This window comes from Tabrizicola sp. T46, assembly GCF_057219895.1.
Window position 1 is genome coordinate 381,048 of the sequence record NZ_JBXVVV010000003.1, and the last position, 26,181, is coordinate 407,228.

Annotated in this window: 24 protein-coding genes and 1 tRNA gene; 8 read left to right on the plus strand and 17 right to left on the minus strand. The window is 64.9% G+C overall.

Annotated features, from left to right (window positions below; all coding sequences use genetic code 11):
• Positions 1-16 precede the first annotated feature (16 nt).
• The 8 genes from AC2D9V_RS14675 to AC2D9V_RS14710 all read right to left on the minus strand — a co-directional run bounded on the left by AC2D9V_RS14675 (position 17) and on the right by AC2D9V_RS14710 (position 12,033).
• Positions 17-841 carry a glycine-rich domain-containing protein gene (locus AC2D9V_RS14675; protein ID WP_484714830.1) on the minus strand — a complete coding sequence of 275 codons (825 nt, stop codon included), beginning with the start codon at positions 839-841 and terminating at the stop codon, positions 17-19.
• A gap of 158 nt (positions 842-999) precedes the next feature.
• Positions 1,000-2,112, minus strand: coding sequence for a cystathionine gamma-lyase (locus AC2D9V_RS14680; protein WP_484714831.1), 1,113 nt, complete (start codon positions 2,110-2,112; stop codon positions 1,000-1,002).
• Positions 2,113-2,196: 84 nt separating this feature from the next.
• Positions 2,197-3,096 (minus strand): NAD(P)-dependent oxidoreductase, encoded by a 900-nt coding sequence (locus AC2D9V_RS14685; RefSeq protein WP_484714832.1) that lies wholly within the window; start codon positions 3,094-3,096, stop codon positions 2,197-2,199.
• 41 nt (positions 3,097-3,137) lie between these two features.
• Positions 3,138-4,571 (minus strand): aldehyde dehydrogenase family protein, encoded by a 1,434-nt coding sequence (locus AC2D9V_RS14690; RefSeq protein ID WP_484714833.1) that lies wholly within the window; start codon positions 4,569-4,571, stop codon positions 3,138-3,140.
• Positions 4,572-4,578: 7 nt separating this feature from the next.
• Entirely contained in the window at positions 4,579-6,144 is a 1,566-nt protein-coding gene (locus AC2D9V_RS14695; protein WP_484714834.1) for a trimethylamine methyltransferase family protein, read from the minus strand.
• Positions 6,141-8,576 (minus strand): GcvT family protein, encoded by a 2,436-nt coding sequence (locus tag AC2D9V_RS14700; protein ID WP_484714835.1) that lies wholly within the window; start codon positions 8,574-8,576, stop codon positions 6,141-6,143. The genes AC2D9V_RS14695 and AC2D9V_RS14700 overlap by 4 nt, the downstream gene beginning before the upstream one ends.
• Entirely contained in the window at positions 8,573-9,610 is a 1,038-nt protein-coding gene (locus AC2D9V_RS14705) for an alcohol dehydrogenase catalytic domain-containing protein (RefSeq protein WP_484714836.1), read from the minus strand. The genes AC2D9V_RS14700 and AC2D9V_RS14705 overlap by 4 nt, the downstream gene beginning before the upstream one ends.
• Positions 9,607-12,033, minus strand: a complete 2,427-nt coding sequence (locus tag AC2D9V_RS14710; protein ID WP_484714837.1) for a GcvT family protein — start codon at positions 12,031-12,033, stop codon at positions 9,607-9,609. Before AC2D9V_RS14710 ends, AC2D9V_RS14705 begins: the two co-directional genes overlap by 4 nt.
• A gap of 161 nt (positions 12,034-12,194) precedes the next feature.
• On the opposite strand from AC2D9V_RS14710, the gene AC2D9V_RS14715 reads away from it, so the two are divergent.
• From AC2D9V_RS14715 to AC2D9V_RS14745, 7 genes are all read left to right on the plus strand, one after another.
• On the plus strand, positions 12,195-13,040 hold the full coding sequence (locus tag AC2D9V_RS14715) for a LysR family transcriptional regulator (RefSeq protein WP_484714838.1): 846 nt from the start codon (positions 12,195-12,197) through the stop codon (positions 13,038-13,040).
• A gap of 65 nt (positions 13,041-13,105) precedes the next feature.
• Positions 13,106-13,642 carry a sigma-70 family RNA polymerase sigma factor gene (locus AC2D9V_RS14720; RefSeq protein ID WP_484714839.1) on the plus strand — a complete coding sequence of 179 codons (537 nt, stop codon included), beginning with the start codon at positions 13,106-13,108 and terminating at the stop codon, positions 13,640-13,642.
• On the plus strand, positions 13,639-14,292 hold the full coding sequence (locus AC2D9V_RS14725; RefSeq protein WP_484714840.1) for an anti-sigma factor: 654 nt from the start codon (positions 13,639-13,641) through the stop codon (positions 14,290-14,292). Before AC2D9V_RS14720 ends, AC2D9V_RS14725 begins: the two co-directional genes overlap by 4 nt.
• Positions 14,293-14,399: 107 nt before the next feature.
• Positions 14,400-14,945, plus strand: coding sequence for a fasciclin domain-containing protein (locus AC2D9V_RS14730; protein WP_484714841.1), 546 nt, complete (start codon positions 14,400-14,402; stop codon positions 14,943-14,945).
• 114 nt (positions 14,946-15,059) lie between these two features.
• Positions 15,060-15,133: transfer RNA gene (locus AC2D9V_RS14735), tRNA-Gly, on the plus strand.
• A 77-nt stretch (positions 15,134-15,210) separates the two neighbouring features.
• Positions 15,211-15,522 (plus strand): hypothetical protein, encoded by a 312-nt coding sequence (locus AC2D9V_RS14740; protein WP_484714842.1) that lies wholly within the window; start codon positions 15,211-15,213, stop codon positions 15,520-15,522.
• Between the two features lie 35 nt (positions 15,523-15,557).
• Positions 15,558-15,911, plus strand: a complete 354-nt coding sequence (locus AC2D9V_RS14745; RefSeq protein WP_484714843.1) for a RidA family protein — start codon at positions 15,558-15,560, stop codon at positions 15,909-15,911.
• A 79-nt stretch (positions 15,912-15,990) separates the two neighbouring features.
• Here AC2D9V_RS14745 and pgi read toward each other — a convergent pair whose 3' ends face one another.
• From pgi to AC2D9V_RS14790, 9 genes are all read right to left on the minus strand, one after another.
• Positions 15,991-17,589: a glucose-6-phosphate isomerase gene (gene pgi / locus AC2D9V_RS14750; protein ID WP_484714844.1), complete on the minus strand. Its 1,599-nt coding sequence runs from the start codon at positions 17,587-17,589 to the stop codon at positions 15,991-15,993.
• Positions 17,590-17,592: 3 nt separating this feature from the next.
• Entirely contained in the window at positions 17,593-18,264 is a 672-nt protein-coding gene (gene pgl / locus AC2D9V_RS14755; RefSeq protein WP_484714845.1) for a 6-phosphogluconolactonase, read from the minus strand.
• Complete coding sequence (gene zwf, locus AC2D9V_RS14760) at positions 18,261-19,715, minus strand: glucose-6-phosphate dehydrogenase (protein ID WP_484714846.1); 1,455 nt, start codon at positions 19,713-19,715, stop codon at positions 18,261-18,263. Before zwf ends, pgl begins: the two co-directional genes overlap by 4 nt.
• A 119-nt stretch (positions 19,716-19,834) precedes the next feature.
• Positions 19,835-20,533, minus strand: a complete 699-nt coding sequence (locus tag AC2D9V_RS14765) for an MgtC/SapB family protein (protein ID WP_484714847.1) — start codon at positions 20,531-20,533, stop codon at positions 19,835-19,837.
• A gap of 3 nt (positions 20,534-20,536) precedes the next feature.
• On the minus strand, positions 20,537-21,121 hold the full coding sequence (locus AC2D9V_RS14770; protein WP_484714848.1) for an HNH endonuclease: 585 nt from the start codon (positions 21,119-21,121) through the stop codon (positions 20,537-20,539).
• Positions 21,122-21,300: 179 nt separating this feature from the next.
• Positions 21,301-22,089, minus strand: a complete 789-nt coding sequence (locus tag AC2D9V_RS14775; RefSeq protein WP_484714849.1) for an FAD binding domain-containing protein — start codon at positions 22,087-22,089, stop codon at positions 21,301-21,303.
• A 12-nt stretch (positions 22,090-22,101) separates the two neighbouring features.
• The gene (locus AC2D9V_RS14780; protein WP_484714850.1) at positions 22,102-24,480 is read right to left on the minus strand and encodes a xanthine dehydrogenase family protein molybdopterin-binding subunit; all 2,379 of its coding nucleotides are present in this window, start codon (positions 24,478-24,480) and stop codon (positions 22,102-22,104) included.
• Positions 24,481-24,493: 13 nt separating this feature from the next.
• Positions 24,494-24,979, minus strand: a complete 486-nt coding sequence (locus AC2D9V_RS14785) for a (2Fe-2S)-binding protein (RefSeq protein ID WP_484714851.1) — start codon at positions 24,977-24,979, stop codon at positions 24,494-24,496.
• 39 nt (positions 24,980-25,018) lie between these two features.
• Positions 25,019-25,540 carry an SRPBCC family protein gene (locus AC2D9V_RS14790; RefSeq protein WP_484714852.1) on the minus strand — a complete coding sequence of 174 codons (522 nt, stop codon included), beginning with the start codon at positions 25,538-25,540 and terminating at the stop codon, positions 25,019-25,021.
• Between the two features lie 178 nt (positions 25,541-25,718).
• Here AC2D9V_RS14790 and AC2D9V_RS14795 point away from each other — a divergent pair, with 178 nt between their 5' ends.
• On the plus strand, positions 25,719-26,177 hold the full coding sequence (locus AC2D9V_RS14795; RefSeq protein WP_484714853.1) for a transglycosylase SLT domain-containing protein: 459 nt from the start codon (positions 25,719-25,721) through the stop codon (positions 26,175-26,177).
• Positions 26,178-26,181: the final 4 nt, after the last annotated feature.

The following is a 26,181-nucleotide window of genomic DNA, read 5'->3' on the forward strand; positions in this document are numbered from 1 at the left end:
GCCGATCCTGCCGCAATCAGCCGCATCCTCCGCAGCCGCCGCAACCGCCGCCTCCTGAAGTGTCAGGCTCGTTGCGGTACTTGGTGTAGCCGAGGCCCTTCTTCCCCCAGGGAGGAAGTGACACATCAGCCAGCAGATGAAGGATCGTGCCACCCAGAAACAAGCCGATGATGACGCCCCCTATAATGACGAACGGCACTGGAAAGGCGGCAAGACCAAGAAGGGCAAAAGGCAGCGCGAAGAATGACGCTGCCGCGAGGTATCGAAGGACTTTGGCGACACGGACGGCAGTAAGGCGTCCGACCAGTCGAAAATCCCGCAGAGGAACCGTACGAAAGCCGCCCCCAAGGGCGAACCTGTCCGCGCCGGACGGCCAGACATCAGAAGGCGGGGCTTCCTGGAACACCGTGTAGTATCGCGACAAGGTTCGCTCGTAAGCCTTTCGAAAGCTATCGATCTGCTCTTCGCCTTCGGTCGGATTGTGGTGTAACGGACGACCCAGAACCTTACCGCAAAGCTCATCCCAGTAGGACTGCGTGTAGGCAAGATGAAGGTGCCAGGCCTCGTCCACGTCTTCCGACGGAGTCACCATTTCGCGCTCGGTCGCGACAAGATAGAGAAAGCGCCGGTATTCCCGGACGACCTTTTCGGCATAAGTCGGCAGCCAGAGATGATCGCGCGCCAACCGCGCCGAAAACGGCATTGAGGCCCCCGGACTGTCCAAGGGGAAATTCTTTATCGCATCCCAAAGTGTGGTGTCAGGCCCTGTCAGTGGTATGACCGACCACGGCACTACCTCTTTGGTCTTCTTCGACAAATCGAACCAGACAGAAAACTCCATGGTCCGCACCCGTCATCGGTTGCAGTTCTAATGCCAGCAAAGTCGCACAAATCTGCGTTTCTGTAAACGAAGGGAAGAACCTGGACGGCAACACGGCCGATCAAACGGTCAGGGTTAGCGCCACGATATCGTCTGAACTGACACAATCCACGAGTGCGTCAACTTTCCAGCGCTGCTCCTATTGATTCCCACAAGACCTCCACCGGCTCGATCCCGATCGACAGGCGGATGAAGCCCTCGGGCACCACATCCCCCCAGCGGGCCCGGCGTTCCCCCGCGCTGTGGGTGCCGCCAAAACTGGTGCTCTGCGCGATGTAGGGACAGCGCGACAGGAACCCCTCCGCCACGTCCGCATTGCGCAAAGTGAAGCCGATCAGGAAGCCGCCATTCGCCATTTGCCCGCCGACCATCCGGTGCGAAGGGTCACTGGCCAAGCCTGGGTATCGCAGATCGCGGATCGCTGGATGATCGGCCAGCCGCCCGGCGATGGTCTTGGCTGAGGCACACATCCGTTCCAGCCGCAGCTCCAGCGTCTCGATGCCCCGGTGGACAAGGAAGGCCTCGAACGGCCCGGGGATCGCACCGGCCATCCGCCGCCAGTCGCGCACGCGGGCCATCAGGGCAGCATCCCGCCCCGCGACATGGCCGAAAAGCACATCCGAATGCCCCGCCGGGGCCTTGGTGTCGGCGGCAACCACAAGGTCGGCCCCAAGATCCAGCGGGCGCTGCAGAAGCGGCGTCATCGTGGTGTTGTCGGCGATGACTATGGCTCCTGCGGCCTTTGCCCGGGCCGAGACAGCGGAGATATCCACCACGTCGAGGCCCGGATTGGACGGCGTTTCCAGATAGACCACTGCCGCACCGGAGAAGTCCGCCGTCTCGTAGGCCACCGTCGGCAGCTGGATGACTTCGATCCCGAGTGGCTTCAGGAACCCCTCGGACAGCACCCGGGTCACATAGTAGCCGTCGGATGGCACGATCAGCCGGTCCCCCGTCTTCAGCGTGGCGAACAGCACCGCCGCAATGGCCGCCATGCCGGATGGAAAGCTGACCACCTCGGCATCCTCGAGAATGGAAAGCTGCGCCTCTACCGCGTCCCAGCTCGGGTTGCCGTTCCGGCCGTAGAACTGCCCGCCGGACTGGACCGAAGGCAGGTGATAGGTCGCCGAAGCGGTGATCGGTGGGACAACCGGGTCACCCTGCCCCAGCCCGGCCTTCCGGTGATGCAGAAGCCGCGCCGCCCGCCTGGCAGTGTCATCGGTCAGCGCCATGTCGGACACCTTTCCAGAAAGTTAACGACCACGCGCAAGTCACTGATTGCATGAAATATTCCGATTCTGACCACTGTGGTCAGATCACTCCAGCCGCGCCGGGAACCCCTCGGCCCGCAGGTCGGTGCCAAGCAGGTCCTCCAGAAGCTTCGCGATCATCGGCGACTGCGCCTCGCCCCCGTAAGCCGCCTTCGCGGCGATGTAGGTCTGGTTCGTCATCGAGGCGAGGTCGAGGGGAACCCCAAACTCCTTGCCGAAGCCAAGGGCAAAGCCAAGGTCCTTCAGGGCAAGGTCGATGTTGAAGGCGATGTCATAGGACCCGTTCAGGATCAGCGCGCCCTCCGTCTCATGAACGAAGGAATTCCCCGACGAGGCCTTGATCGCGTGCCAGGCCTGCCCAAGGTCCAGCCCCCCCCGTTTGGCCAGCATCAGGGCCTCGGAGGTGGCCTTCAGGTGAATGAAGGCCAGCATGTTGGTGATGACCTTGATGATCGAGGATGACCCCAAGGGCCCCATGTGGAAGATCCGGTCCCCCATCGCCTCCATCGCCTTGTGATGGAGCTCGAAAAGGTCGCGGTCCCCCCCGGCCAGCATGGTGATCTTGCCCTGGTAGGCCAGATGCACCCCGCCGGTCACCGGAAGCTCCATCATCCGCACCCCCGCCCCCTCAGCCACGGCGGCGAGGTGGAGGACCTCATCCCGGCCAAGGGTGGACATCTCGACCCAGCTCGCGCCGGGTTTCATGTGGGGCAGGATGTTCCGCAGCACCCGCTCGGACACCGCCGGGGATGGGAGGCAAGTGATGACGTGATCAACCGACCCCGCCAGCGCCTCGGCCGAGGGGGCGAGGACCGCCCCCATAGCCAGAAGCGGCTCAGCAAGCTTCGGGTTCAGGTCGTAGACCGTGACCTTGAAGCCCGCCTTCAGCAGACAGCCCGCGCAGGCGGCCCCGAGGTTGCCAAGGCCGATGTATCCGTAGTGCATTTTGTCCCCCGTCCCCGATTTATCTGCTTAGAATCGGGGCTTTATTCCGCGCCGTAGCCGACGATCCCCTTGACCTCGCAGAAATCATGGATGCCCCAGTCGGCATATTCGCGCCCGTTGCCGGACTGCTTGTAGCCACCGAAGGGGGCGAAGGTGTCCCAGTCGGGGTAGTTGAGGTTCACGGTCCCGGCGCGCAGGCGGCGGGCGACGGGTTTCGCGTCCTCTACTGGGCCGGCGATATAGGCGGCAAGGCCGTAGATCGTGTCGTTGGCCTGGGTGATCGCGTCCTCGATCGAGTCGTAGGGCTGGATCGCGAGGACCGGCCCGAAGATCTCTTCCTTCGAGATGGTCATCGAATTGACCACGTCGCCGAAGACCGTCGGGCGGACGAACCAGCCGCGATTGAGGCCCGCCGGGCGGCCTACCCCGCCGGTCACGAGGGTCGCACCCTCGTCGATCCCGGCCTGGATCAGGCGCTGGACCTTGTCGAACTGGAGCTTCGAGACCAGGGGTCCCATCACCGTCGCCTCGTCGCGCGGATCGCCGACGACGATCGCCTCTGCGGCTTCCTTGGCGACCTTCAGCGCCTCGGCCTGCTGCGAGCGGTGCACCAGCATCCGGGTCGGCGCGTCGCAGGACTGGCCGGTGTTCGACATCACCGCCGTCACGCCTGCCGCCACCGCCTCGGCGATGTTGGCGCCGGGCAGGATGATGTTCGGCGACTTGCCGCCCATTTCCTGCGCCACCCGCTTGGCGGTCGCCGCAGCAACGGCGGCGATCTGGGTGCCCGCGCGGGTCGAGCCGGTGAATGAGACCATGTCGACCTCGGGATGCACCGACATCCGCGCGCCGACCTCGGGACCCGCGCCGTGGACCATGTTGAAGACGCCGGCCGGTACGCCCGCGTCATGGCAGACCTGCGCGAAGAGCGTGCCAGAAAGTGGAGCAATTTCCGAGGGTTTCAGCACCATTGTGCAGCCAGCGACCAGTGCTGGTGCGACCTTGCAGGCGATCTGGTTCATCGGCCAGTTCCAGGGCGTGATTAGCGAGCAGACCCCGATCCCTTCGTAGATGATCCGGGTCGAGCCGCGGTTGTATTCCCAGGTCATCTCTTCGGCGGCCTTGATCGTGGCCTCCATATGGACCTGTCCGGCCCAGGCCTGGGCGTTGCGTGCCCAGGTGATCGGGGCGCCCATTTCGGTCGACATGACCTGCGCGAAGTCTTCGTAGCGATCGTTGTAGACCTCGAGCACCCGCTTCACGATGGCGATGCGTTCCTTGACCGGGCGGTAGGTCCAGCCGTCGAAGGCCGCACGTGCGGCCAGAATCGCACGGTCGGCATCCTCGGCGCTGCCCATCGCAACTTCGCAGACGATCTCTTCCGTGGCCGGGTTCTCGACCCCCATCCGGTTCTTCGAGATCGGATCGACCCATTGGCCATTGATGTAGAATTTCAGCATGTTGGCGGGGATCATGGCGACCTCACTGGAAGTAGATGTTGAAGCGGGCACGGATGGCGGCGTCGATCTGAGGGTCGACCCGGCACCCCGCCTTGGCGAGGATAGAGTTCTTGCGGGCGATGGCCGTGTCAAGGAGAAGGGGTTTGCCGGCCTCGTTCCATTCCTTGGGCGACATGCGGTTGCCGACCTTGGGATAGATGTATTCGGTCTGCATCAGCTTCAGCGTCTGGTCCGACCCGAGGTAGTGGCCGGGGCCGCCAAGACAGACCTCCTTCATTGCGTCGATGCTGGTTGAATCCGGCGTCACGTCGATCCCACGCACCAGCCGCATCGCCTGACCGAGAAGGTCATCGCCAAGGACAAGGCTTTCAAGACAGAAGCCGAGAAGCGAGGCATGCATCCCGACCGCCTCGTAGCACATGTTGAGGCCCGCGAGGCCGGCGAGGGAGTTGGTGATCCCCTGCTCCCATCCTGCCTGCATATCGGGAAGCTTCGAGTCGGAAATCCCCGAGGCCGCCCCGCCCGGCAGGTCGTAGAAGCGGTGCATCTGCGCGCAGCCCGCGGTCAGAAGGGCCTGTTCCGCGCTGCCCCCGGACATGGCGCCGGTGCGAAGGTCCGAGACGAAGGGCCAGGTGCCGAAGATCGCCGGCGCGCCGGGCTTGATCGCGTTCACGTAGACGACGCCCGCAAGGCATTCCGCCACCGCCTGCACGATGGCAAGGGCGATGGGTGCGGGTGCCGTAGCCCCGGCCTGCCCAGCAGAGAGCAGCAGCATCGGCATCCCCCGGCGGATGCAATCCTCCATCGTGATGCAACTTTCCTCGGCGAATTTCATCGGCGGGACGACGAAGCAGTTGGAGTTCGACACGAAAGGCCGTTCCAGCCACTTCTCTTCGCCGCCCGCGACCATATGGATGAGGTCGAAGCAGTCCGCGACATGGGAGGGATCGGAGAAGGAGGTGCCCACATGCTTCACGGTCCCAGCAAGGGAGCCGTAAAGCGTGTTCAGGTCCATCTCCTTGTTATCCTTGACATCCCGGCAGACCATCGTGCGCTGGTAGAAGTGGATGTTGTCCAGATTGTCGACCAGGCGGGCCGCGTCATACAGGTCCTGGGCGGTGGATTCGCGGTAATCGAGCGTGACCGGATCGACGATATGGACCGCTGCCCCCGCCGTGCCGAAATGGACGTTGGTGCCGCTGAGGTGCAGGTCGTATTTCGGATCGCGGGCGTGGAGCGTGATGTTCCGCGCGGCGATGGCCAGCATGTCCTCGACCAAGGCGCGGGGAAAGCGGATGCGGCCATCGTCGCCCTGGATCGCGCCCGCCTCGGTCAGAAGCTTAACGCCCGAGGGCGGGGCCTGAGAGAGGCCAATCTGTTCAAGGGCATCGAGCGCCGCTTCGTGGATCTGCTGCACCCCCGCCTCGGTCAGGGGCTTGTACTGGCCGCCGGGCATGCCGGGACGAACCGGGCGCATGTCCTCGGACAGGGGGGCCGCCCGCATCGCAACACGCGCCTGACGCCCGCCTGAGCGACGTGCGCGGGCCGGTTCGCAGGTCTCGCCCGGGATATCGGAGAGGTCGGTCATGCCTTTACCCTTTCGGAATTCGGATCGTGCATCGGCACGAGGCTGGCGATGGCCGCATGACGGCGGCCCGCGACTTCGATTTCATAGGTGGAGCCGAGGATGTCGTCATCGGTCTGCCCCTTGGCCGGAACATACCCCATGCCGATCGCCCCGCCGAGGAAGTGACCGTAGTTGCCACTGGTCACCGGGCCGACGATTTTTCCATCGCGGACAATGGCTTCGTTGTGGAAGAGGAGCGGCTCGGGGTCCTTGATGCGGAACTGGACCATGCGGCGGTCAAGACCCTGCTGTTCCTTCCTGAGAACCGCATCGCGGCCCAGGAAGGCGGGCTTCTTGCGGCTGACGGTGAAGCCGAGGCCGGCTTCCAGCACATGATCCTCATCCGTGATGTCGTGGCCCCAGTGGCGGTAGGCCTTTTCGATCCGGCAAGAGTCGAGGGTGTGGAGGCCGCAGAGCTTGAGGTCCGGCTGGGCCTCCATGATCGCCTCGAAGACATGGGCGGTCTGGTCGGCGCTGACGTATAGCTCCCACCCAAGCTCACCTACGTAAGTGACCCGATGCGCGCGGGCGAGGCCCATGCCGATCTCGATTTCCTTAGCGGTGCCAAAGGGATGGGCGGTGTTACTGAAGTCGTGCGGCGAGACCTTATCCAGGATGTCACGCGACCCGGGGCCCATCAGGCAAAGGACGGACTCGGCGGCGGTGACATCGGTGATGACCGCGAAATCGTCACCAACAGTCGACCGCATCCATGCGAGGTTGCGTTGCAGCGTGGCACCGGGAACGACGGCCAGATAGGCGGTCTCAGAGAGGCGCGTAACTGTAAGGTCGGCCTCTATGCCCCCGCGATCATTGAGGAACATGGTGTAGACGATGCGACCCACGGGCACATCCACCTGGGCCGAGGAGATACGGTTGAGGAAGGCACAGGCATCGCGCCCCTCGATCCGGATCTTGCCGAAGGAGGTCATGTCGAAAAGGCCCGCACGGGTGCGGACGGCCATATGCTCGGCGCGCTGATTGTCGAACCAGTTCTGGCGCTTCCAGGTATAGCGGTATTCCCGTTCCTGCCCTTCGTTGGCGAACCAGTTGGCGCGTTCCCAGCCCGCGACCTCGCCAAAGACCGCGCCGCGCGCCTTCAGGTGCTCATGGATCGGCGACCGGCGGACGCCCCGCGAGGTGATGAGCTGCCGGTAGGGGAAGTGGTCGGCATAAAGAAGGCCCAGCGTCTCGGTGACGCGCTCCTTCAGGTAGCGGCGGTTCTTCTGGAACGGCTGCGCCCGGCGGATATCGACCTCCCAGAGGTCGAAGGGCGGCTCGCCTTCGGTGATCCAGTGGGCGAGGGCCTGCCCTGCACCGCCTGAAGAGACGATGCCGATGGAGTTGTAGCCGGCGGCGATCCAGTAGCCCTTCACCTCGGGCGCCTCGCCCAGGTAGTAGCGGTCGTCAGGGGTAAAGCTTTCGGGGCCGTTGAAGAAGGTGTGGATGCCCGCGGTCTGGAAGAGCGGCATCCGGTGCATCGCGTGTTCAAGGATCGGGGCGAAGTGGTCCCAGTCCTCGGGCAGCGTGTCGAACTCGAAGTCGGGCCGGATGCCCTCCATCCCCCAGGGCTTGGCTTTCGGCTCGAAGGCGCCGAGCATCATCTTGCCGGCGTCCGACTTGTAATAGGCGCATTCGTCCGGAACCCGCAGGACGGGCATGTCGCCAAGGCCTGCGACGGGTTCGGTGACGAGGTAGAAATGCTCGCAGGCATGAAGCGGCAGCGTGACGCCGTTCTGGGCGGCAAGGTCGCGGCCCCACATCCCGCCGCAGTTCACAATGACATCGGCCTCGATATGGCCCAGGCCATCGGCGGTCTCGTAGTCCACCCCCGTCACGCGGCCTCCGGCGGTCGTGACCCTGGTGACCTTCGTCATCTCGAAGATCTTCGCCCCCCGCATCCTGGCGCCCTTGGCCAGCGCCATCGCGATGTTGGCCGGGTCGCACTGGCCGTCGAGCGGCAGGGCCACGGCGCCCACCACGCCGTCGATGTTCAGGTGCGGATACCTCGACTTCGCCTCCTGCGGGGAGATCTCGTGCACCTCGACGTTGAAGATCCGCGCTACCGTGGCCTGGCGCAGCAGTTCCTCATGCCGTTCCCTCGTCAGGGCGACCGAGATCGAGCCCACCTGCTTCATCCCCGTGGCGACACCGGTCTCTGCTTCGAGCCCCCGGTAGAGGTCGGCGGAATACTTCGCGAGCCGCGTCATGTTCGCGCTGCCCCGCAGCTGCCCGATCAGACCTGCCGCGTGCCATGTCGTCCCGCTGGTCAGCTTCCGCCGCTCCAGAAGCACCACGTCGGTCCAGCCCGCCTTGGCCAGGTGATAGGCCACCGAACAGCCGGAGACCCCGCCCCCGATGACCACGGCACGTGCTTTGGAAGGGATCGTCATGGGGCGGGCTCCGACGGAACGAGAACGAGTTTGCCTGGATAGCGCCCAGCGGCAAGGTCAGCCTGCGCCTGCGCGATGTTGCGCATGGGGTAGGTCTGCGACACCACGGGGCGGATGCGGGCGTTGTTGATGATGGTGACAAGACCGGCAAAGACCTCGCGCGGCTGATGGGTGCAGCCGTGGATCGTCAGGTCATTGAGGTAGATACGCCGAAGGTCGCCCTTGACCAGCGGTCCGCCGACCGCGCCTGAGGTGGCATAGCGTCCACCGGGTCGCAGCGCCTCCAACCGGTCCTGGAACCCCTCGCCCCCTACGATGTCGATCACCACATCGAAGCTTTGCGCCGGAGGAGTGCTGTCACGCGACAGAATCGTTGCCCCGAGGGCGCGCAAGGGTGCCGACTTCGCCAGGCTGCATTGCGCCGTCACCTCGGCCCCGCGCAGGAGGGCCAACTGAACTGCCGCCAGCCCGACCCCGCCCGAGGCGCCGGTGACAAGAACTCGCTCGCCCACCGCGACATCCGCCCGGGTCAGAAGGTTGTGAGCGGTCCCGTGGGCGCAAGGCATCGCCCCGATCTCGACATCAGAGAGAGGCGAGGCGCTGACATCATGCAGGTGCCGCGCCTTCACGAGGCAATATTGCGCGAAAGCGCCATCGAACTCCGACCCGATCGAGACGAAGTGGATCGGGTTCTCGGCGGTCGGCTCATGCTGGTTCGTCGGGCAGACGACGCGTGCGCCGATGGGCAGGTCAGAGACGCCTGCACCAAGGGCTACGATCCGCCCGCAGAGATCCGCGCCCTGGATGCGCGGAAAGGCCAGTTCGCCCGCCCAACCGGCGGCGCGGCCCTCACCGCCATACCAGCCGAGACGCGTGTTGAGGTCGGTCATGTTGACTCCCGCCGCCAACACCCTGACCAGCACCTCGTCGGCATCGGGTCGCGGCACGGGGATATCGTCGCGCCAGACAAGCATCTCGGGCCCGCCGTGGCCGACAAGCTGTACGCCAGACATGGTGGCGGGAATTGCGGTCATGCCCGGATGCGCTCGTTCTTCGCATCCCAGGCCGGGCCATCGGGCAGCACGACCGCCTTCACCCGCTCGCCGAAGATCTCCACCTCGATCTCGGTCCCCGCCACGGCAAGGTCCGTCCTCAGCATCCCCAGCGCCATCGAATGCCCCACCCGATAGCACCAGGCACCCGAGGTCGTCTCGCCCACGACCTGCCCATTGTGCCAGAGGGTCGACATGTAGGGCGCGTCGCACTCGCCCGCCTCGACCTTCAGCGAGACAAAGCGCTTCTTCACGCCACGCTGCTTTTCGGCCGCCAGCGCTGCCTTGCCGGGGAAGTCGTGGCCCCAGTCGATGAAGCGGTCGAGCCCGCCTTCCAGCAGCGAATAGTCGGTCGAAAGGTCACCCTTCCAGGCACGATAGCCCTTTTCGATCCGCAAGGCGTTCAGCGCCTTCATCCCGAAGGGCTTGGCCCCGCCCGCAAGCAGCGCATCATAGATCGCAGGGGCATCCGCGCGGTCGCAATGGATCTCCCAGCCGAGTTCCCCGGCAAAGGAGACCCGCACCAGCGCCACGTCCCGGCCCGCAACCCTGGCCGAGAACTGGACCGAAAGCCAGGGCAGCGTCAGGTCGGCCTCGGCGATCCCAGCCAGAAGATCGCGCACCTTGGGGCCGGTGACGATAAAGCAGTGGATCTTGTCCGACCAATCCTCCAGCACCACCCCGTCAGGCAGGCCCTTCTTCAGGATGTCGGCGTCATGGCCCTGCGCAACGGCGGCGGTGATGACGCCGACGTCATCGTCGCTGGCGGGAATGCAGGTCATCTCGGTGACGATCCGTCCCCTGTGGTCGGCGAAGTAGATCAGGCCCATGCGCCCCGGTTGCGGCAGTTTCGACGCCGTCATGCTTGCCAGATGCGCCCGCGCGCCCGGCCCTACAAGCCGCAGCCGGGTAAAGCCCGGCAGGTCCAGTACGCCCACGCCATCGCGCACCGCCTCACACTCCGCCTTGATGCGCGGCTCCCACGGGCCGGCGCGGCCCCAGGTCTGGGTGGACTCCCACGACGTATCGTCGCCTGGCGCGGCGAACCACTCCGCCCGCTCCCAGCCGTTGTAGGGCGCGAACTGGGCCCCCAGCGCCTTCAGCCTGTCATGGACCGGGGAAAGCTTGCGGTCAGGGGCCGCGGGCCAGCGGGCCATCGGGAAGTGCATGCCATACTCATGGCCGTAGACCTCCATCCCCTTGGCAACAAGGTAATCGTGATCCTCCCAACCGGTGAAGCGGCGCGGGTCGCAGGACCACATGTCCCATTCAGTGCCGCCTTCGGTCACCCATTCGGCCAGCACCTTGCCCGCCCCGCCCGCCTGGCAGATGCCGAAAGTGAAGACGCAGGCCTCGAAGGCGTTCGGGACGCCCGGCATCGGGCCGATCAGCGGATTGCCGTCCGGCGTATAGGGGATCGGGCCGTTGATGACCTTGGTCAGCGCCGCCTGCTGGAGTAGCGGAACGCGGGCCATCGCGTCGTTGATGTGCCACTCGATCCGTTCGAGGTCATCGGGGAAAAGCTGGAAGCTGAAATCCTCGGGCATCGGGTCGTCGGGTGTCGCCCAATGCGCGCGGCAGGGGTTTTCGTAGGGGCCAAGGTTGAAGCCCATCTTCTCCTGCCGGAGGTAGTAGGAGCTGTCGACGTCACGCAGAAGCGGCAGCTTGTGGCCGACCTCCTTCGTCCAGGCTTCCAGTTCCGGGATCGTGTCGAACAGAAGGTATTGGTGGCTCATCACCATCATCGGCACCCGGCGGCCGAACATCGCGCCGACATTGGCCGCGTAATAGCCGCCCGCGTTCACCACATATTCGGCCCGCACCTCGCCCTTGGGCGTCGACAGCACCCATTCACGCCCCGTCCAGCGCGCCGCCGTCACCGGGCAGAACCGCTCTACGCGCGCGCCGAGCTTCCGCGCGCCGGTCGCCAGCGCCTGGGTCAGCTGGGCCGGGTCGATGTCGCCGTCATAGGGGTCATAAAGCGCGCCGGTCAGGTCATGCGTCTCGACGAAGGGATACTTCGAGCGGATTTCCTCGGGCGACAGGATGTCGAGATCCATCCCCTGATACCGGCCCATCCCGACGACGCGCTTGAACTCCTGCAGGCGTTCCTTCGAATGCCCCAGCCGGACCGACCCGGTCACGTGGTAGTTCATCGGATAGCCGACCGCCTCGCCGAGCCCCCGGTAGAGGCTGGCCGAGTAACGCTGCATGTTCATGATCGACCACGAGGACGAAAAGGTCGGAACGTTCCCCGCCGCGTGCCAGGTCGAGCCCGCCGTCAGTTCGTTCTTCTCCAGAAGCAGCGCATCGGTCCACCCCGCCTTCGCCAGGTGATAAAGGGCCGAGGCCCCGACGGCCCCCCCGCCGATAATCACCACCCGAGCCGAAGCAAATTCCGCCATCACCGCCTCCCTTGGATTGCCTCTACTATCTTCCGCCGACGATCGGCTTTCAATTCGGCCGAAAGCTGGCTATTGATCGAAAAACCCGATCACGTCATCCTTTCTGCCCAGATATCCCGGGGTCCGGGGCAGCGCCCGGGGGGCGGTCAAAGGCGAAACCCATGCAGATCGACCTTCTCGACACCTTCCTCGATCTTGCCGAAACCCGCAGCTTCCACCGCACGGCAGAACGCCTGCGCATCACGCAATCAACCGTCTCGGCTCGGGTCACGGCGCTGGAACAAGCGGTGGGCCAGCGCCTTTTCGACCGGTCGCGCGCAGGTACGGACCTGACCGCCGAAGGCAAGCGGTTTGAGCCGCACGCCCGCGCCCTGAGGCATCAGTGGAACGAGGCGCGCCGTCGCATCCAAATCCCCCAAGGTGCCGCGCAGCTCCTCCGGCTGGGCATCCAGAACGACCTTGCGGCCGTCTATCTCGGCGACTGGGTGGCCGAGTTCCGCGCGGCCCTGCCGGAAACGGCCTTCTACATCGAGCCCGACTATTCCAACCAGATGTGCGCCGACCTTCTGACCGGCATCCTCGACTTCGCGGTGATGTTCAGCCCCAAGCCCCACCCGGACCTGCATTTCGAGTCGGTGGGCGACGTGACCTACCGGATGATCTCGACCGACACCCGCCGCTTGGGCGAAGTGAAGCCCGACCGCTTCGTCTTCGCCCATTTCTCCCCCGCCTTCGAAGAGATGCACCGCCAGATGACCCCGGACCTTGCCGCGGCTCCGGTATCGGTCGGGCAATCGGGATCGGTCGTCTCGCTTCTTTCTGCGATGGGGGGCTCCGGCTATGTCCTCGAAAAGACGGCGGAAGAACTGATCGCAACCCAGCGCTTCGCCCGCGTGGAAGACGCCCCCGATCTGCGCCAGCCGGTCTTTGCCGCCCTCCACATCCGGCACCGCACCCAGGGGCTGCACCGCAAGCTGACCCATCTCGTCGCCCGGCATTTCGGCTGAGTGGGCAGTTACCAAGAGCTGACCAACGCCTTGCACAAACTACGAAAACCCGTAACGTCAGATGGATGTCAGACGACCCCATCGCCGATCTGATCGTTCTTTGCGCCGCGGGTGACCGGCGGGCGTTCCGGGCGCTCTATCGTGACAGTTCGGCGAAACTCATGGGTGTGCTGCTCCGTATCCTCAAGGAACGCGCCGAGGCGGAGGATGCCTTGCAGGAGGTCTTTACCAGGGTCTGGCTCCGCGCCGGGCGATATGACCCCGCCAAAGGGCGGGGCATGACCTGGCTGATCACCATCGCCCGTTATCATGCGATCGACCGGCTGCGCGCGCGGGGTGAAAGCCTGGACGACGACGGGTTGGACACGGTTGCCGATCCGACGCCACGGGCCGAGACACGTCTGATGGCGGTGGGCGAGGCGCGCCGCATGGCCGACTGTTTTGCCACGCTAGAGCCGGACCGTGCCGAGGCGGTGCGCGGCGCCTACCTCGGCGGCCTCTCCTATCTGGAACTTGCGACCCGCCACGCAGTGCCCCTGAACACCATGCGGACATGGCTACGCCGCGGCCTCCTGAAACTAAAGGAGTGTCTGGACCGATGACCGACGCTCTCTTGTCACGGCGGGAAGAGGATGACGCGCTGGCCGCGGAATATGTGCTTGGGGTCCTTTCCCTTGCGGATCGTCAGGCGGTAGAGACGCGGATGAAGACCGATCCCGCCTTTGCCGGGCTGGTCCGGGCCTGGGAAGAGCGGCTGTCGCCCCTCAACGACGATTACGAGGCGGCCCCTGCCCCGAACCTTCTGCCGCGGATCGAGGCGCGGCTTTTCGCGAAAGGCGGGCGCGGCACGGGTTCGGCAGTGCTGCGCTGGCTCTCGGGCCTCGCGGTGGCGGCCTCGCTTGTCATCATCCTCGTCGCGACGCTAACGCCACCGCAGCAGGTTCTCGTCGCCACTCTGGCGACAGCGGATGCGCGGCTGTCTTACGAAGTGCGCAGTTTCGGCGACACGTTGCAGGTCACCAGGGTCGCGGGCGATCCGGCGGCGGATGGCCAGGTGCACGAGCTTTGGGTGATCGCCCCCGGCGCGGCCCCGGTGTCGCTTGGCCTGCTTGAGGCGGCACCCCTGACTGTCAGCTACCCCTCCCCGCCCGCGGGCTGGACGCTTGCGGTGTCGGTCGAACCTGCCGGCGGCTCGCCCATTGGCGCACCGACCGGGCCGGTGATCCTGACGGCGGTGACGACGGGTACCTGATCACGAAAGCGCGAGCGTTCGGTCGGGCCGAAACTTCGGCCGAAGCGCTCCGTTCCTTCGGATGTGAGGCGGGAATGACCCCGCCCGAAACTCGAAGGGAGCCCGCTATGAAAACCTTGAAACTTGCCACCGCGATCCTCACCCTTTCCACCGGCCTGGCGCTGGCGGAGAACCCGATGGTCGGCGGCGCGCCGATGTTCGACGACAAGAACATCGTCGAGAATGCCGTGAATTCGGCCGATCACACCACGCTTGTCGCCGCCGTGCAGGCTGCGGGCCTCGTCGAGACGCTGCAGGGTGCCGGCCCCTTCACCGTCTTCGCGCCGACCAACGAAGCCTTCGCCAAGCTGCCCGCAGGCACGGTCGAGACGCTGCTGAAGCCGGAAAACAAGGACCAGCTGGTGAAGATCTTGACCTGCCATGTCGTTGCGGCGAACGCCCTCTCCGATGCCATCATGAAGATGGTCGACGACGACAAGGGCGCGCATCCGGTTCAGACGGTCGGCGGATGCGAGTTCACCGCGATGTACGAAGGCGACAAGATCATGATCAAGGACGGCATGGGCAATGTCGCCAATGTCACCATCGCCGACGTCAAGCAGTCGAACGGCGTGATCCATGTGATCGACACGGTGCTTCTGCCCGCAATGTAATGTCCCCAGCATTGCGCGGGTCGGCCGGGCCGTCGGGTGTGTCACTCACCCGGCGGCCCGTGCCGTTGCCGGTTGACGCTGGACGCGCCATCGCTTAGGAACTCTGCGGAAGAGGCGGGTGTAGCTCAATGGTAGAGCAGCAGCTTCCCAAGCTGAATACGAGGGTTCGATTCCCTTCACCCGCTCCAATTCCCCCAGTGCAGATGGCGTTGACTTTGTTGCCGAAGTTGGCACCTTGCACCGGATCACTCCGTCGGAGCCCCGCATGACCCGCGTTCTTTCCTGCCTTGCCGCCGCGCTGGCGCTTTCGGCCTGCACCACGGACCAGGGCCCGTCGGAACCCTATGCCTTCGTTGGCGCATGGGACTGCGGCACGGACAGGCTGACCTTCACCAACACGACCTATGACGATGGCACCAACAGTTATCCGATCCAGTTCGTGGCACGCGACGGGATGAACTATACCCTGCGCTTTGCCAACGGCTACATCATGGCGCTTGCCGCCGTGACCGAGACCGGGCTGACCCGCGTTTCCGGCCAGACCGGCGCGCAACTGAACTGCCGCCGCGTCGGCTGAGCCCCGCCTTTCGCTTACACACCCAGGAGTATCTGATGAACAGCGACATCACCCGCTACGGCACCGGACCGCGCATGTCCGAAGCCGTGGCCTACAACGGCATCCTCTGGGTCGCCGGCCAGCTTGGCACGCCGGGCGCTTCGGTCGCCGAACAGATGCGCGGCTGCCTGGCCGAGATCGACCGGATTCTGGCCGAGGCCGGAACCGACAAGACCCGCATCCTGTCCGCCCAGATCTGGCTCGCCGACATGTCGACCTTTGCCGAGATGAACTCAGTCTGGGATACCTGGGTGCCGCAGGGCCACACGCCCGCCCGTGCGACGGGTGAGGCGAAACTTGCCACCCCGGACTACAAGGTCGAAGTCATCGTCACCGTCGCGCTGAAGTAAAGCGCCGGAAATCCCGGAAACGAAGGACCGGAGCTTTCAACGGCTCCGGTCCGTATCTTTTCAGAAAATCGGTTCCGGCTTAACCTCGCAGGAAGGCCACCAGCGCGGCGGTCGAGGCATCCTTGCCTGTCGTCCCGGTCTTGCCTTCGAGTACGGGCTGGAGCGCAAGCGCCAGCTCTTTCCCAAGTTCCACCCCCCACTGGTCGTAGGAGTTGAGGCCCAGGATCACGCCCTCGACGAAGACCCGGTGTTCGTAAAGCGCGATGATCTGGCCCAGGACAAAGGGGGTCAGCTGGTCGTAGGCAAGCACGGTCGATGGCCGGTTGCCCGGAAAGACCCGGTGGCGCGCCTGCTTTTCCAGCTCATCCCCGGTCAGGCCCTTCTTCGCCATGATGCCCCGCGCCTCGTCAAGGCTGCGCCCGCGCAAAAGCGCCTCGGCCTGCGCGAGGCAGTTGGCGACCAGCAAGAGGTGCTGGTGGGCAAGATCGGGCTCATGGCCACGGCGGGCGACGAGGAACTCGCAAGGCACCACGCGCGTGCCCTGGTGGATCAGCTGGTAGAAGGCGTGCTGGCCGTTGGTGCCGGGTTCGCCCCAGACCACGGGGCCGGAATGGGTAGGAAGGTCGCTGCCGTCGATGGCCACGCGCTTGCCGTTCGATTCCATCTCAAGCTGCTGCAAGTATGCGGGCAGGCGCGCAAGCCGTTGATCATAGGGCAGAACTGCCCGAGTGGCATGTCCGCACAGCTGGTTGTGCCAGATGCCGACCAGCGCCAGCATGACGGGCATGTTCTGCCCGAAAGGCGCGGTCAGGAAGTGACGATCCATCGCCCGACCACCGGCAAGGAACTCGTCGAACGCCTCCGGCCCGATGGCAATCATCAGCGACAGGCCGATCGGACCCCACATCGAATAGCGCCCTCCGACCCAATCTTCGAACCCAAAAACGCGTTCGGGATCAATGCCATAGGCGGCGGTCTTGTCACCGGCGGTCGAGACGGCGGCGAATTGCGCGGCGGGGTTTGCAAGCTTGGCCCCCATCCAGCGCTTGGCCGTGTCGGCGTTAGTCATCGTCTCGATGGTGGTGAAGGTTTTCGAGGCGACGATCACCAGCGTCGTCTCCGGGTTCAGTCCCTTCAGCACGTCATGGATATGCGCTCCATCGACGTTACTGACGAAATGCACCCGTGGCCCATCGTGGAACGGCGCCAGCGCCAGTGTCGCCATCGCCGGGCCAAGGTCCGACCCGCCGATGCCGATATTCACCACATCGGTGATCTTGCCACCCTGCCCCTTGAACGCCCCCGACCGCAAATCGCGGGCAAAGGCCGCGCAGGCGGCACGAATCCGGCGCACCTCGGTCAGGACATCCTTGCCGTCGACCTTGATGACATCGTCATCGCCAGCCCGCAGAGCGACATGCAGGACGGCGCGGCCTTCCGTCAGGTTGATCTTCTCACCGGAAAACATCGCGGCCCGCTTTTCAGCAACGCCGGAGGCCTCGGCCAGCCTTACCAGCGCGGAATGCGTGTCGGAATCGATGTTGGTCTTGGCATAGTCGAACAGCATCCCGTCGGCCGAGACCGAGAAATCCTCGGCCCGGGAATCATCCATCAGATCAAGCATATGGCGGTCTTTCTTCGTCTCATGAAGACGCTTCAGCTCAGCCCATTTCTGCATGGTTCACTCTGCCCAGTGCACAGTTGCGGTGTCGAGGACCGCCCGTACAGGCGCCTCATGCGGCGGAAGGGTCTGCGCGCGTTCCAGCGCCGCGCGCTTTTCCGCCCCGGTGATCAGGATATGAGTGTGGAACGCCCCGCGCAGCACGGGCGCGGTCAGGGTGATCCGCGGTTCGCCCGCGGCCTCGGCCCGCATCGGCAAGACAAGGGGGGCCGAAGCCGACAGCGCCTCGTCCAGCCGGTCGGCACCGGGGAAAAGGCTCGCCGTGTGCATGTCCGCCCCCATCCCGAGGAGGAGGACCGAGATCGGCAGCACCGGGCGCAGACCATCCTCCAGCGCCTCGAGCATGTCCTCCGGCCGTTCCGCCGGAAGATAGAGCGGTACCAGCCGCGCCTGCGCTGCCCTGCCCCGGATCAGCCGCTGTCGCACAAGCCGGGTGTTGGACCGGTCCGAGAATTCAGGCACCCAGCGCTCATCGTTCAGCACGACCGCGACATTGGCCCAGTCAAGATCGACGCCCGACAGTGTATCGAAGATCGGCCCGGGGGTCGTCCCGCCCGGGACGCAGAGGGTGGCCTTGCCATCCCGGCGCAGGAAATCCGCAAGCTGGCCTGCAATGGTGTTCGCCAGCCCCAGCATCAGCATTTCCCGGTCGGGATAGACTTCCAGTTTCATCCCTTGATCTCCCGCCAGCGGCGACCGTCGCGGTGCATCAGCATCAGCGCATCCTCCGGCCCGGAAGAACCCGGATCATAGGTCTGCGGGCGGTCACCGCGCGCTTCCCAGCCCTCGATGATCGGGTCGGTCCAGGCCCAAGCCGCCTCGACCTCGTCCCCGCGCATGAAGAGCGTCTGGTTGCCGCGGATCACGTCCATGATCAGGCGTTCATAGGCATCCGGCACATCCTCGGCCTCGGCCCCCAGCGCATCAGCGAAGGACATGTCCAGTGGCACCTGCATCAGACGCATGCCCCCCGGCCCCGGTTCCTTGATCATGACCATCAGGTTCATGCCCTCGTTCGGCTGAAGGCGGATGACCAGGACGTTCTCGTGCCAGCCCGAGGCATCATCAAAGATCGCATGCGGCGGCTGCTTGAAGGTGATCGCGATCTCGCTTGCCCGGGCGCGCAGCCGCTTGCCGGTGCGGAGGTAGAAGGGCACCCCCTGCCAGCGCCAGTTCGAGACATGGACCTTCAGCGCGATGTAGCTTTCCGTGCGGCTGGCGGGGTTTTCGGCATGGGCAAGGTAGCCCTTGTCCTTGCCATTCGGCCCGTACTGTCCGCGCACGATGTGTTCCGGCGGGACGGGCTTCAGCGCCCGGATCACCTTCAGTTTCTCATCCCGGACGGCGTCGGGGTCGAAGTGATAGGGCGGCTCCATGGCGATGAGGCAGAGAAGCTGCATCATGTGGTTCTGCACCATGTCCCGCATGGCACCTGACTTGTCGTAATAGGCGCCCCGACCGTCGACACCCACCGTCTCGGCCACGGTGATCTGGACGTGGTCGATGTATTCCGCCTTCCACAACGGCTCGAACAGGATGTTCGCGAACCGCACCGCCATCAGGTTCTGGACGGTTTCCTTCCCGAGGTAATGGTCGATCCGGTAGATCTGCGTTTCGTTGAAATGCTGCGCCAGCACCTCGTTCAGCGCCCGGGCCGAGGCAAGGTCTCGGCCGAAGGGCTTTTCCACTACGATCCGGCTCCAGGCGTCAGCAATCCCGTGCTGGTGCAGCCGTTGGGCGATGTCACCGAACAAGCTGGGGGCGACCGAGAAATAGAAGGCCCGCACCACGTTCGGGCGCATCAGGTCGCGCAGCGCCGTCCAGCCATTGCTTCCGGTGGCATCGATCGCCACGTAGAAGAGCCGTTCCAGGAAGCCATCGATCGTCGCCTCGTCCAGACGGTCGCCGGACACGAACTCGACCAAGGCGGCGCGGACCTGCGCCCGAAACGCGGCCTCAGTCAGGTCGGCCCGGGCCGCCCCGATGATCCGGCTGGTCGCAGGCATCTGACCTGCACGGAACCGCCGGTAGAGGCCGGGAAGGATCTTGCGGCGGGCAAGGTCGCCAGTCGCCCCGAAGATCACCAGGTCGAAGACGTCAACGGGGATGACACGCGATACCATGATTTGCTCCGTCTTCGCCTTCGGGCCTGGTCTGTTAGCGCTAACGGTGCCGCTGATAGCGAGGGAGCGCGGAAAAGTCCAGCCATACCCACCCGTTTACAGGGCCAGAGCGTCCGCGCCTAGCCCTCGCCGTCGATCAGTGAGCCGTCGACATGGGTCACGCCCGGTTCCACGGCCAGCAGGGCAAGGGTCTTCTCCAGAACATCCAGGCTGCCTTCAAGACTTGAAAGGATCAGCACCACCTCAACCCCGCCGCCATCCTCGGCCGGATGCGAGTCCATCTCCACCAGACGGAACCCGGCCTGCACCAGCATGCGCAGCGCCAGCGCGCGCAGTTCTTCTTCGCGGTCGGAACGACATACCAAGGTCAGCCGGACGTTTCGTCCCGCCGTTCCGCGCAGAAGGCGCTTGTCCAGCCAGTTGACCACCGGACGCAGAAAAAGGTTCAGGATCAGCACCATGAAGGTAAGGATGGCGGCCAGATGATAGGCCCCCACCCCGCACATCATGCCGACACCCGCCGAACACCAGAGCGTCGCGGCCGTGTTGATCCCCTTGGGCCGGACACCGTCCCGGAAGATGAGGCCCGCACCCAGGAAGCCGACGCCGGTGATGATCTGTCCTGCGATCCGCGCCTGGTTCACGTCGCCGGGAAAGGTCTGGGCGAAGATGACGAAGCTTGCCGCGCCAAGTGCGACCAGCGCATTGGTCCGCACACCGGCCGACTGCTGGCGCGCCTGCCGCTCCAGCCCGATGACAGAGCCGCAGACGATTGCAGCCGCCATGGACAGTGCGGCCCATTCCGCCTCGACACTCATGCCCTACGCCTCGAGCTCGGCATCCCAGTAAAGATAGTCCATCCAGCTTTCATGCAGGTGGTTCGGCGGGAAGCGGCGGCCATGGGCCTGCATCTCCTCGGCCGTGGGCTGACGCGGCGCGCGGCGCAGCGCAAGGCCCGACTGGCGGAGCGTCTTGTTGCCCTTCCGGAGGTTGCAGGGTGAACAGGCAGCGACGACATTCTCCCAACTCGTCACCCCGCCGCGCGAACGGGGCAGGACATGGTCGAAGGTCAGGTCGCCCTTCGCGCCGCAGTACTGGCAGCAGAATTCGTCCCGCAGAAAAAGATTGAAGCGCGTGAATGCCACGCGCTTCTGGGGTTTCACATAGTCCTTCAGCACGACGACCGAAGGTATCCGGAACACCTGCCTTTGACTGTGCACCACCGCATCATATTCCGCGACGATCTGCACCCGGTCAAGGACAGCGGCCTTGATCGCCTCCTGCCAGGGCCAGAGGCTGAGGGGATAGTAGGAAAGCGGGCGATAGTCCGCGTTCAGCACCAAAGCCGGGTAATGCTTCAGCGCCGCCGGATCACGCACGAACTGGGTTCTGAAATCGCCGTCCATTCCGTCGAAGTCTCCGTCCGTTGTCAGAAACTATATCTGGCGTTTTGCCCGTGGCAACCCCCAAGCGCCTGCGGCACTTTGGGCTTATCCACATGCTTCCTGCCCGATCGCGGTGACAGCGGAATGACAAAGGCCCCCAAGGTCATGCCTTGGGGGCCGCAGTCCAGTCAGAGACCTTCTCAGCCCGCGGCGGTCACCGCACGACCGGTCAGCACCTTCACCAGATTCGCGCGATAGGCCCCGCTGCCGTGGAGGTCCGAAATCATGTCGGACCCATCGACCGTCAGCCCGGAAATCGCGGCAGGAGTGAAGTTCGCCGACAGCGCCTTCTCGGCTTCGGCCCAGCGGAAGACACCGTTCTGCGAGGCACCTGTGACGCCGACCCGCACCCCTGCGGCGTATTTCGCCACGAAGACCCCGGTCAGGGCAAACCGGCTGGCCGGTTGCACGAACTTGATGTAGGCGGCCTTCTGAGGGATCGGGAAGGCGACTTCGGTGATGAACTCGCCCTCTTCCAGCGCCGTAGTGAAGAGACCCTGGAAATAGTCATCCGCCGCGATCTTGCGCTTGTTCGTCGCAATCGTGGCGCCACTGGCAAGCGTTGCCGAAGGATAGCAGGCCGCTGGGTCATTGTTGGCAAGGCTGCCGCCGATGGTGCCCCGGGCGCGCACTGCCGGATCCCCGATCCCGCCGGCAAGCGCGGCCAGCGCCGGATAGTGCCTGGCCGCTTCCCTGGCGACGACGGCATGGGGCGTCGCCGCCCCGATGTGCAGGCCACCATCCCCAAGGCAGACGCCCTGCATCTCCTTGATCCCGGTCAGGCTGACCAGAACCGAAGGAGCGGCGAGACGCTGCTTCATCGTGGGGATCAGGGTCTGCCCGCCGGACAGGGCCTGCGCCCCATCCGTCGCCAGGGCCTTAGCCGCATCGGCAATCGTGCCGGGTTTCGCGAAGTCGAAATTATGCATGATATCCTCCGCTTACCCGTTGATCGCCGACCAAACCCGCGACGGCGAGACTGGCATGTCGATGTGCTTGACGTGTTTGTGCCCACCGCGATGCAGCGCGTCGATCACCGCGTTGACGACGGCCGGGGGTGAGCCGATGGCCCCCGCCTCGCCGCAGCCCTTCACGCCCAACGGGTTGTGGGTGCAGGGCGTCTGGCAGGAATAGTCCACGTTGTAGAACGGCACGTCCTCGGCCCGGGGCATGGGGTAATCCATGTAGGACCCGGTCAGAAGCTGGCCGTTCTCGTCATAGGTCGTGAACTCGCACAGGGCCTGGCCGATCCCCTGCCCCACGCCGCCATGCACCTGCCCTTCGACCACCATCGGGTTCATGATGTTGCCGAAGTCGTCGGCGCAGTGGAACGCCACCACGTCGACCTTGCCAGTGCCTTCGTCCACCTCGACCTCGCAAAGATAGGCCCCTGCGGGATAGGTGAAGTTGGCCGGATCGTAGAACGCCGTCTCCTCCAGCCCCGGCTCCAGCGTTTCCAGCGGGTAGTTGTGCGGGACGTATGCGCTGAAGGCGATCTCGCCGAAGGTCTTGGCCTTGTCGGTCCCGGCCACGCTGAACTTGCCGCCCTCGAAGGTGATGTCACCCTCCGACGCCTCCAGCATGTGGGCGGCGATCTTCTTGCCCTTGGCGATGATCTTGTCCACCGCCTTGGTCACCGCGACCCCGCAGACCGCCAGGCTGCGGCTGCCATACGACCCCATGCCGAACGGGATCTTCGCCGTGTCGCCATGGACAATCTCGACCGAGCTTTCCGGGATCCCCAGTTTTTCACCGACGATCTGGGCAAAGACCGTCTCATGGCTCTGGCCGTGGCTGTGCGCCCCGACCATGACCGAGATGTTACCGGTCGCGTTCACCCTGACCGTTGCCGCGTCATAAAGCCCGACCCGCGCGCCAAGGATGCCGACGAGGTGGCTGGGCGCGATGCCGCAGGCCTCGATCCAGGTCGAAAGCCCCATGCCCCGAAGCTTGCCTTTCGCCTTCGACGCCGCCGCGCGCTTTTCAAACCCCGCGACGTCGGCCAGCTCAATCACCTTGTCGAGCGTGGCATGGTAGTTGCCGGTGTCATAAACCAGCGCCACGGGCGTGGTGTAGGGGAACATGTCCTGGGTGACAAAGTTCTTCCGCCGCACCTCGAACGGGTCAAGGCCCAGTTCCCGGCACATCTTGTCCACCACCCGCTCAAGGCTGAACGTCGCCTCGGGCCGGCCCGCACCGCGATAGGCATCGACCGGGGCGGTGTTGGTGAAGACGGTCTTCACGTTCACATAGACGTTCGGCACCTTGTAAGGCCCGGCCATCAGCGTGCCATGCAGGAAGGTAGGCGTCACGGTCGAGAAGTTCGACAGATACGCGCCGACGTTCGCAAGCGTCTCGGTCCGGAAGGCAATGAAGGTGCCGTCCTTTTCGCAGGCCAGTTCGATCTTCGTCACGTGATCTCGGCCATGCGCGTCCGAAAGGAAGCTTTCCGACCGCTCCGCCGTCCAGCGCACCGGGCGGGCCAGCTTCTTCGCTGCCGCTAAGACCAGCGCCTCTTCGCCGTAGTGGTAGATCTTCGAGCCGAAGCCGCCACCCACGTCCGGGGCCACGACCTGAAGCTTGTTTTCCGGGATCCCCAGCACGAAGGCCGCCACCAGAAGCCGCGTCAGGTGCGGGTTCTGGCTGGTCGTCGTCAGCTTGTAATCGCCCGTGCCAGGGAAATACTCGCCGATACTGGCGCGGGGTTCCATCGCGTTCGGCACGAGACGGTTGTTCACCAGTTCCAGCGTGGTGACATGCGGCGCGTTTCGGATCGCCTCGTCCACCTTGGCGCGGTTGTCCTCGATCCAGCCCCAGTCGTAGCAGACATTGTCCGGGATCTCGTCATGCACACGATTCGAGGCGTCGGCCACGGCTGCGGCCATGTTGATGACCGCCGGCAGTTCCTCGATCACGCTGTCATCAGCGATCGCCTGTGCGGCGTCCTTCGCCTGCTGGTAGGTCTCGGCCACCACGGCGGCATAGGCGTCGCCCACATGGCGGACCTTGCCATGCGCCAGAACCGGGCGCTTCGGTTCGCGCATTGGCGTGCCGTCGCGCGAGTTGATGAGCCAGCCCGCAGGGTTCCCTCCCACGGAGGCGAAATCCTCGCCCGTGAAGACCGCCAGAACGCCCGGCATCCCCGCCGCGCGTGCCGTATCAACCTTCTTGATCCGGCCATGCGCGACGGTGGACCGCACCATCACCGCATGCGCCTGGCCCGCGATGTTCATGTCATCGGTATAGACGCCCTTCCCGGTCAGGAAGCGGACATCCTCGCGCCGCTTCATGCTGGCGCCAATCCCATGATCCTTCGGCATCTTCTCCCCTCCCTTACTCGGCGGCCAGGGCGCTGACGTCCTGCCCGGAGGCAGCCATCACGGCCTTGACGATGTTGTGGTAGCCCGTGCAACGGCAGATGTTGCCATCAAGGTAATGGCGGATCTCGGCCTCGGTCGGCTTCGGGTTTTCCTTCAGCAGCGCTGCTGCCGACATCACCATGCCCGGCGTGCAGAAACCGCACTGGAGCCCGTGGTGGTCCTGGAAGGCCTGCTGGATCACGCCCAGCGATCCATCGGCATTCGCCATCCCCTCGATGGTGCGGACCTCGGCGCCCGCCAGGTCCAAAGCAAAGACGGTGCAGCTTTTCACCGGCTGGCCGTTCACATGAACGACGCAGGCGCCGCACTGGCTGGTGTCGCAACCGACATGCGTGCCGGTCAGTCGCAGGTTTTCGCGCAGGAAGCCGGACAGCAGCGTCCGCCCCTCCACCTCGCCGGAGACGGCCTTGCCGTTCACCGTCATGCTGACATTTGTCATCAATATCCTCCCTTGGGTATCCTTGGTAACGATGCCGGATCAGCCTCCGACAAGGCGCTTGAACCAACCTTTCTTCGGTGCGTCCGCCCCTTCAGCCTCTGCGCTGTCGGACCCCTCCTCCGGGCCCTCCACCGCCGCCTGGAAGCGGGTGAAAAACTCGTCCGCCATCTTGCGGGCGAACCCGTCGATGATGCGGCTGCCAAGCTGGGCGATCTTGCCGCCAACCGATGCGTCGACGGCGTAGGTCAGCCGGGTGCCCTCCGGTATAGGCTCAAGGCTGACGTCCGCACCGCCCTTGGCAAAGCCTGCGACACCGCCCTTGCCCTCGCCCGAGATACGGATGGACCGGCCCTCAACAATGTCGGACAGTTGAACCAGCCCGGTGAAGGTGGCGCTGACCGGCCCGACCTTCTGCTTGACCACCGCCTCGTAGCCTTCGGAAACTGATCCGGTCATACTTTCGCAACCGGGAATGCAGGCCTTCAGAACTTCGGGGTCAAGGATTGCCCGCCAGACGATCGCCGGCTCGGCCCTGATTTCCCGGCTGTCGCTCAGCTGCATGGCCCGATTCCCTCCGTTTTCCCTACGGAAGACTATGCCAATTCATGTGCATGCTAAGTGACTTTTCGCGGCAGTGGCGAAACTTTGTGTCGCAGCCGGTCCCGCCAACCGGCCCACCGCAGGCTTGCCCGAAGCCGGGTGCCGCGCTAACCAGCGGCCAGACAGACGGAGCCTGCCGATGCCCCTTTCGCGCCGCCATTTCCTGATCCTAGCTGCCTTCTCCGGCCTTGCAGCCTGCGGTCGGCCCGAACCGACGGCCGCCATCTCGCTTTACCCCGGCGAGACACCAGAGATGCGGGCGCTGGTGCAGAAATATGCCGGTGTACACGACATCCCCGAAAGCCTGCTGCACCGGGTGATCCAGCGGGAAAGCGGCTACAACCCCGCGGCACGGAACGGTCCCTACTATGGGCTGATGCAGATCCTGCCGCAGACCGCGCGTACCATGGGCTACGACGGCCCGCCCGAGGGGCTACTCGACCCCGAAACCAACCTCCAATACGCGGGCAGATACCTGCGCGGCGCATGGCTGGTGTCGGACGGCGACGAGGACGAGGCCGTGCGCTGGTACGCCGCCGGCTACTATTACGAGGCCAAGCGTCTGGGTCTTCTGGAAGAGACCGGCCTGCGCACCTAAGTCC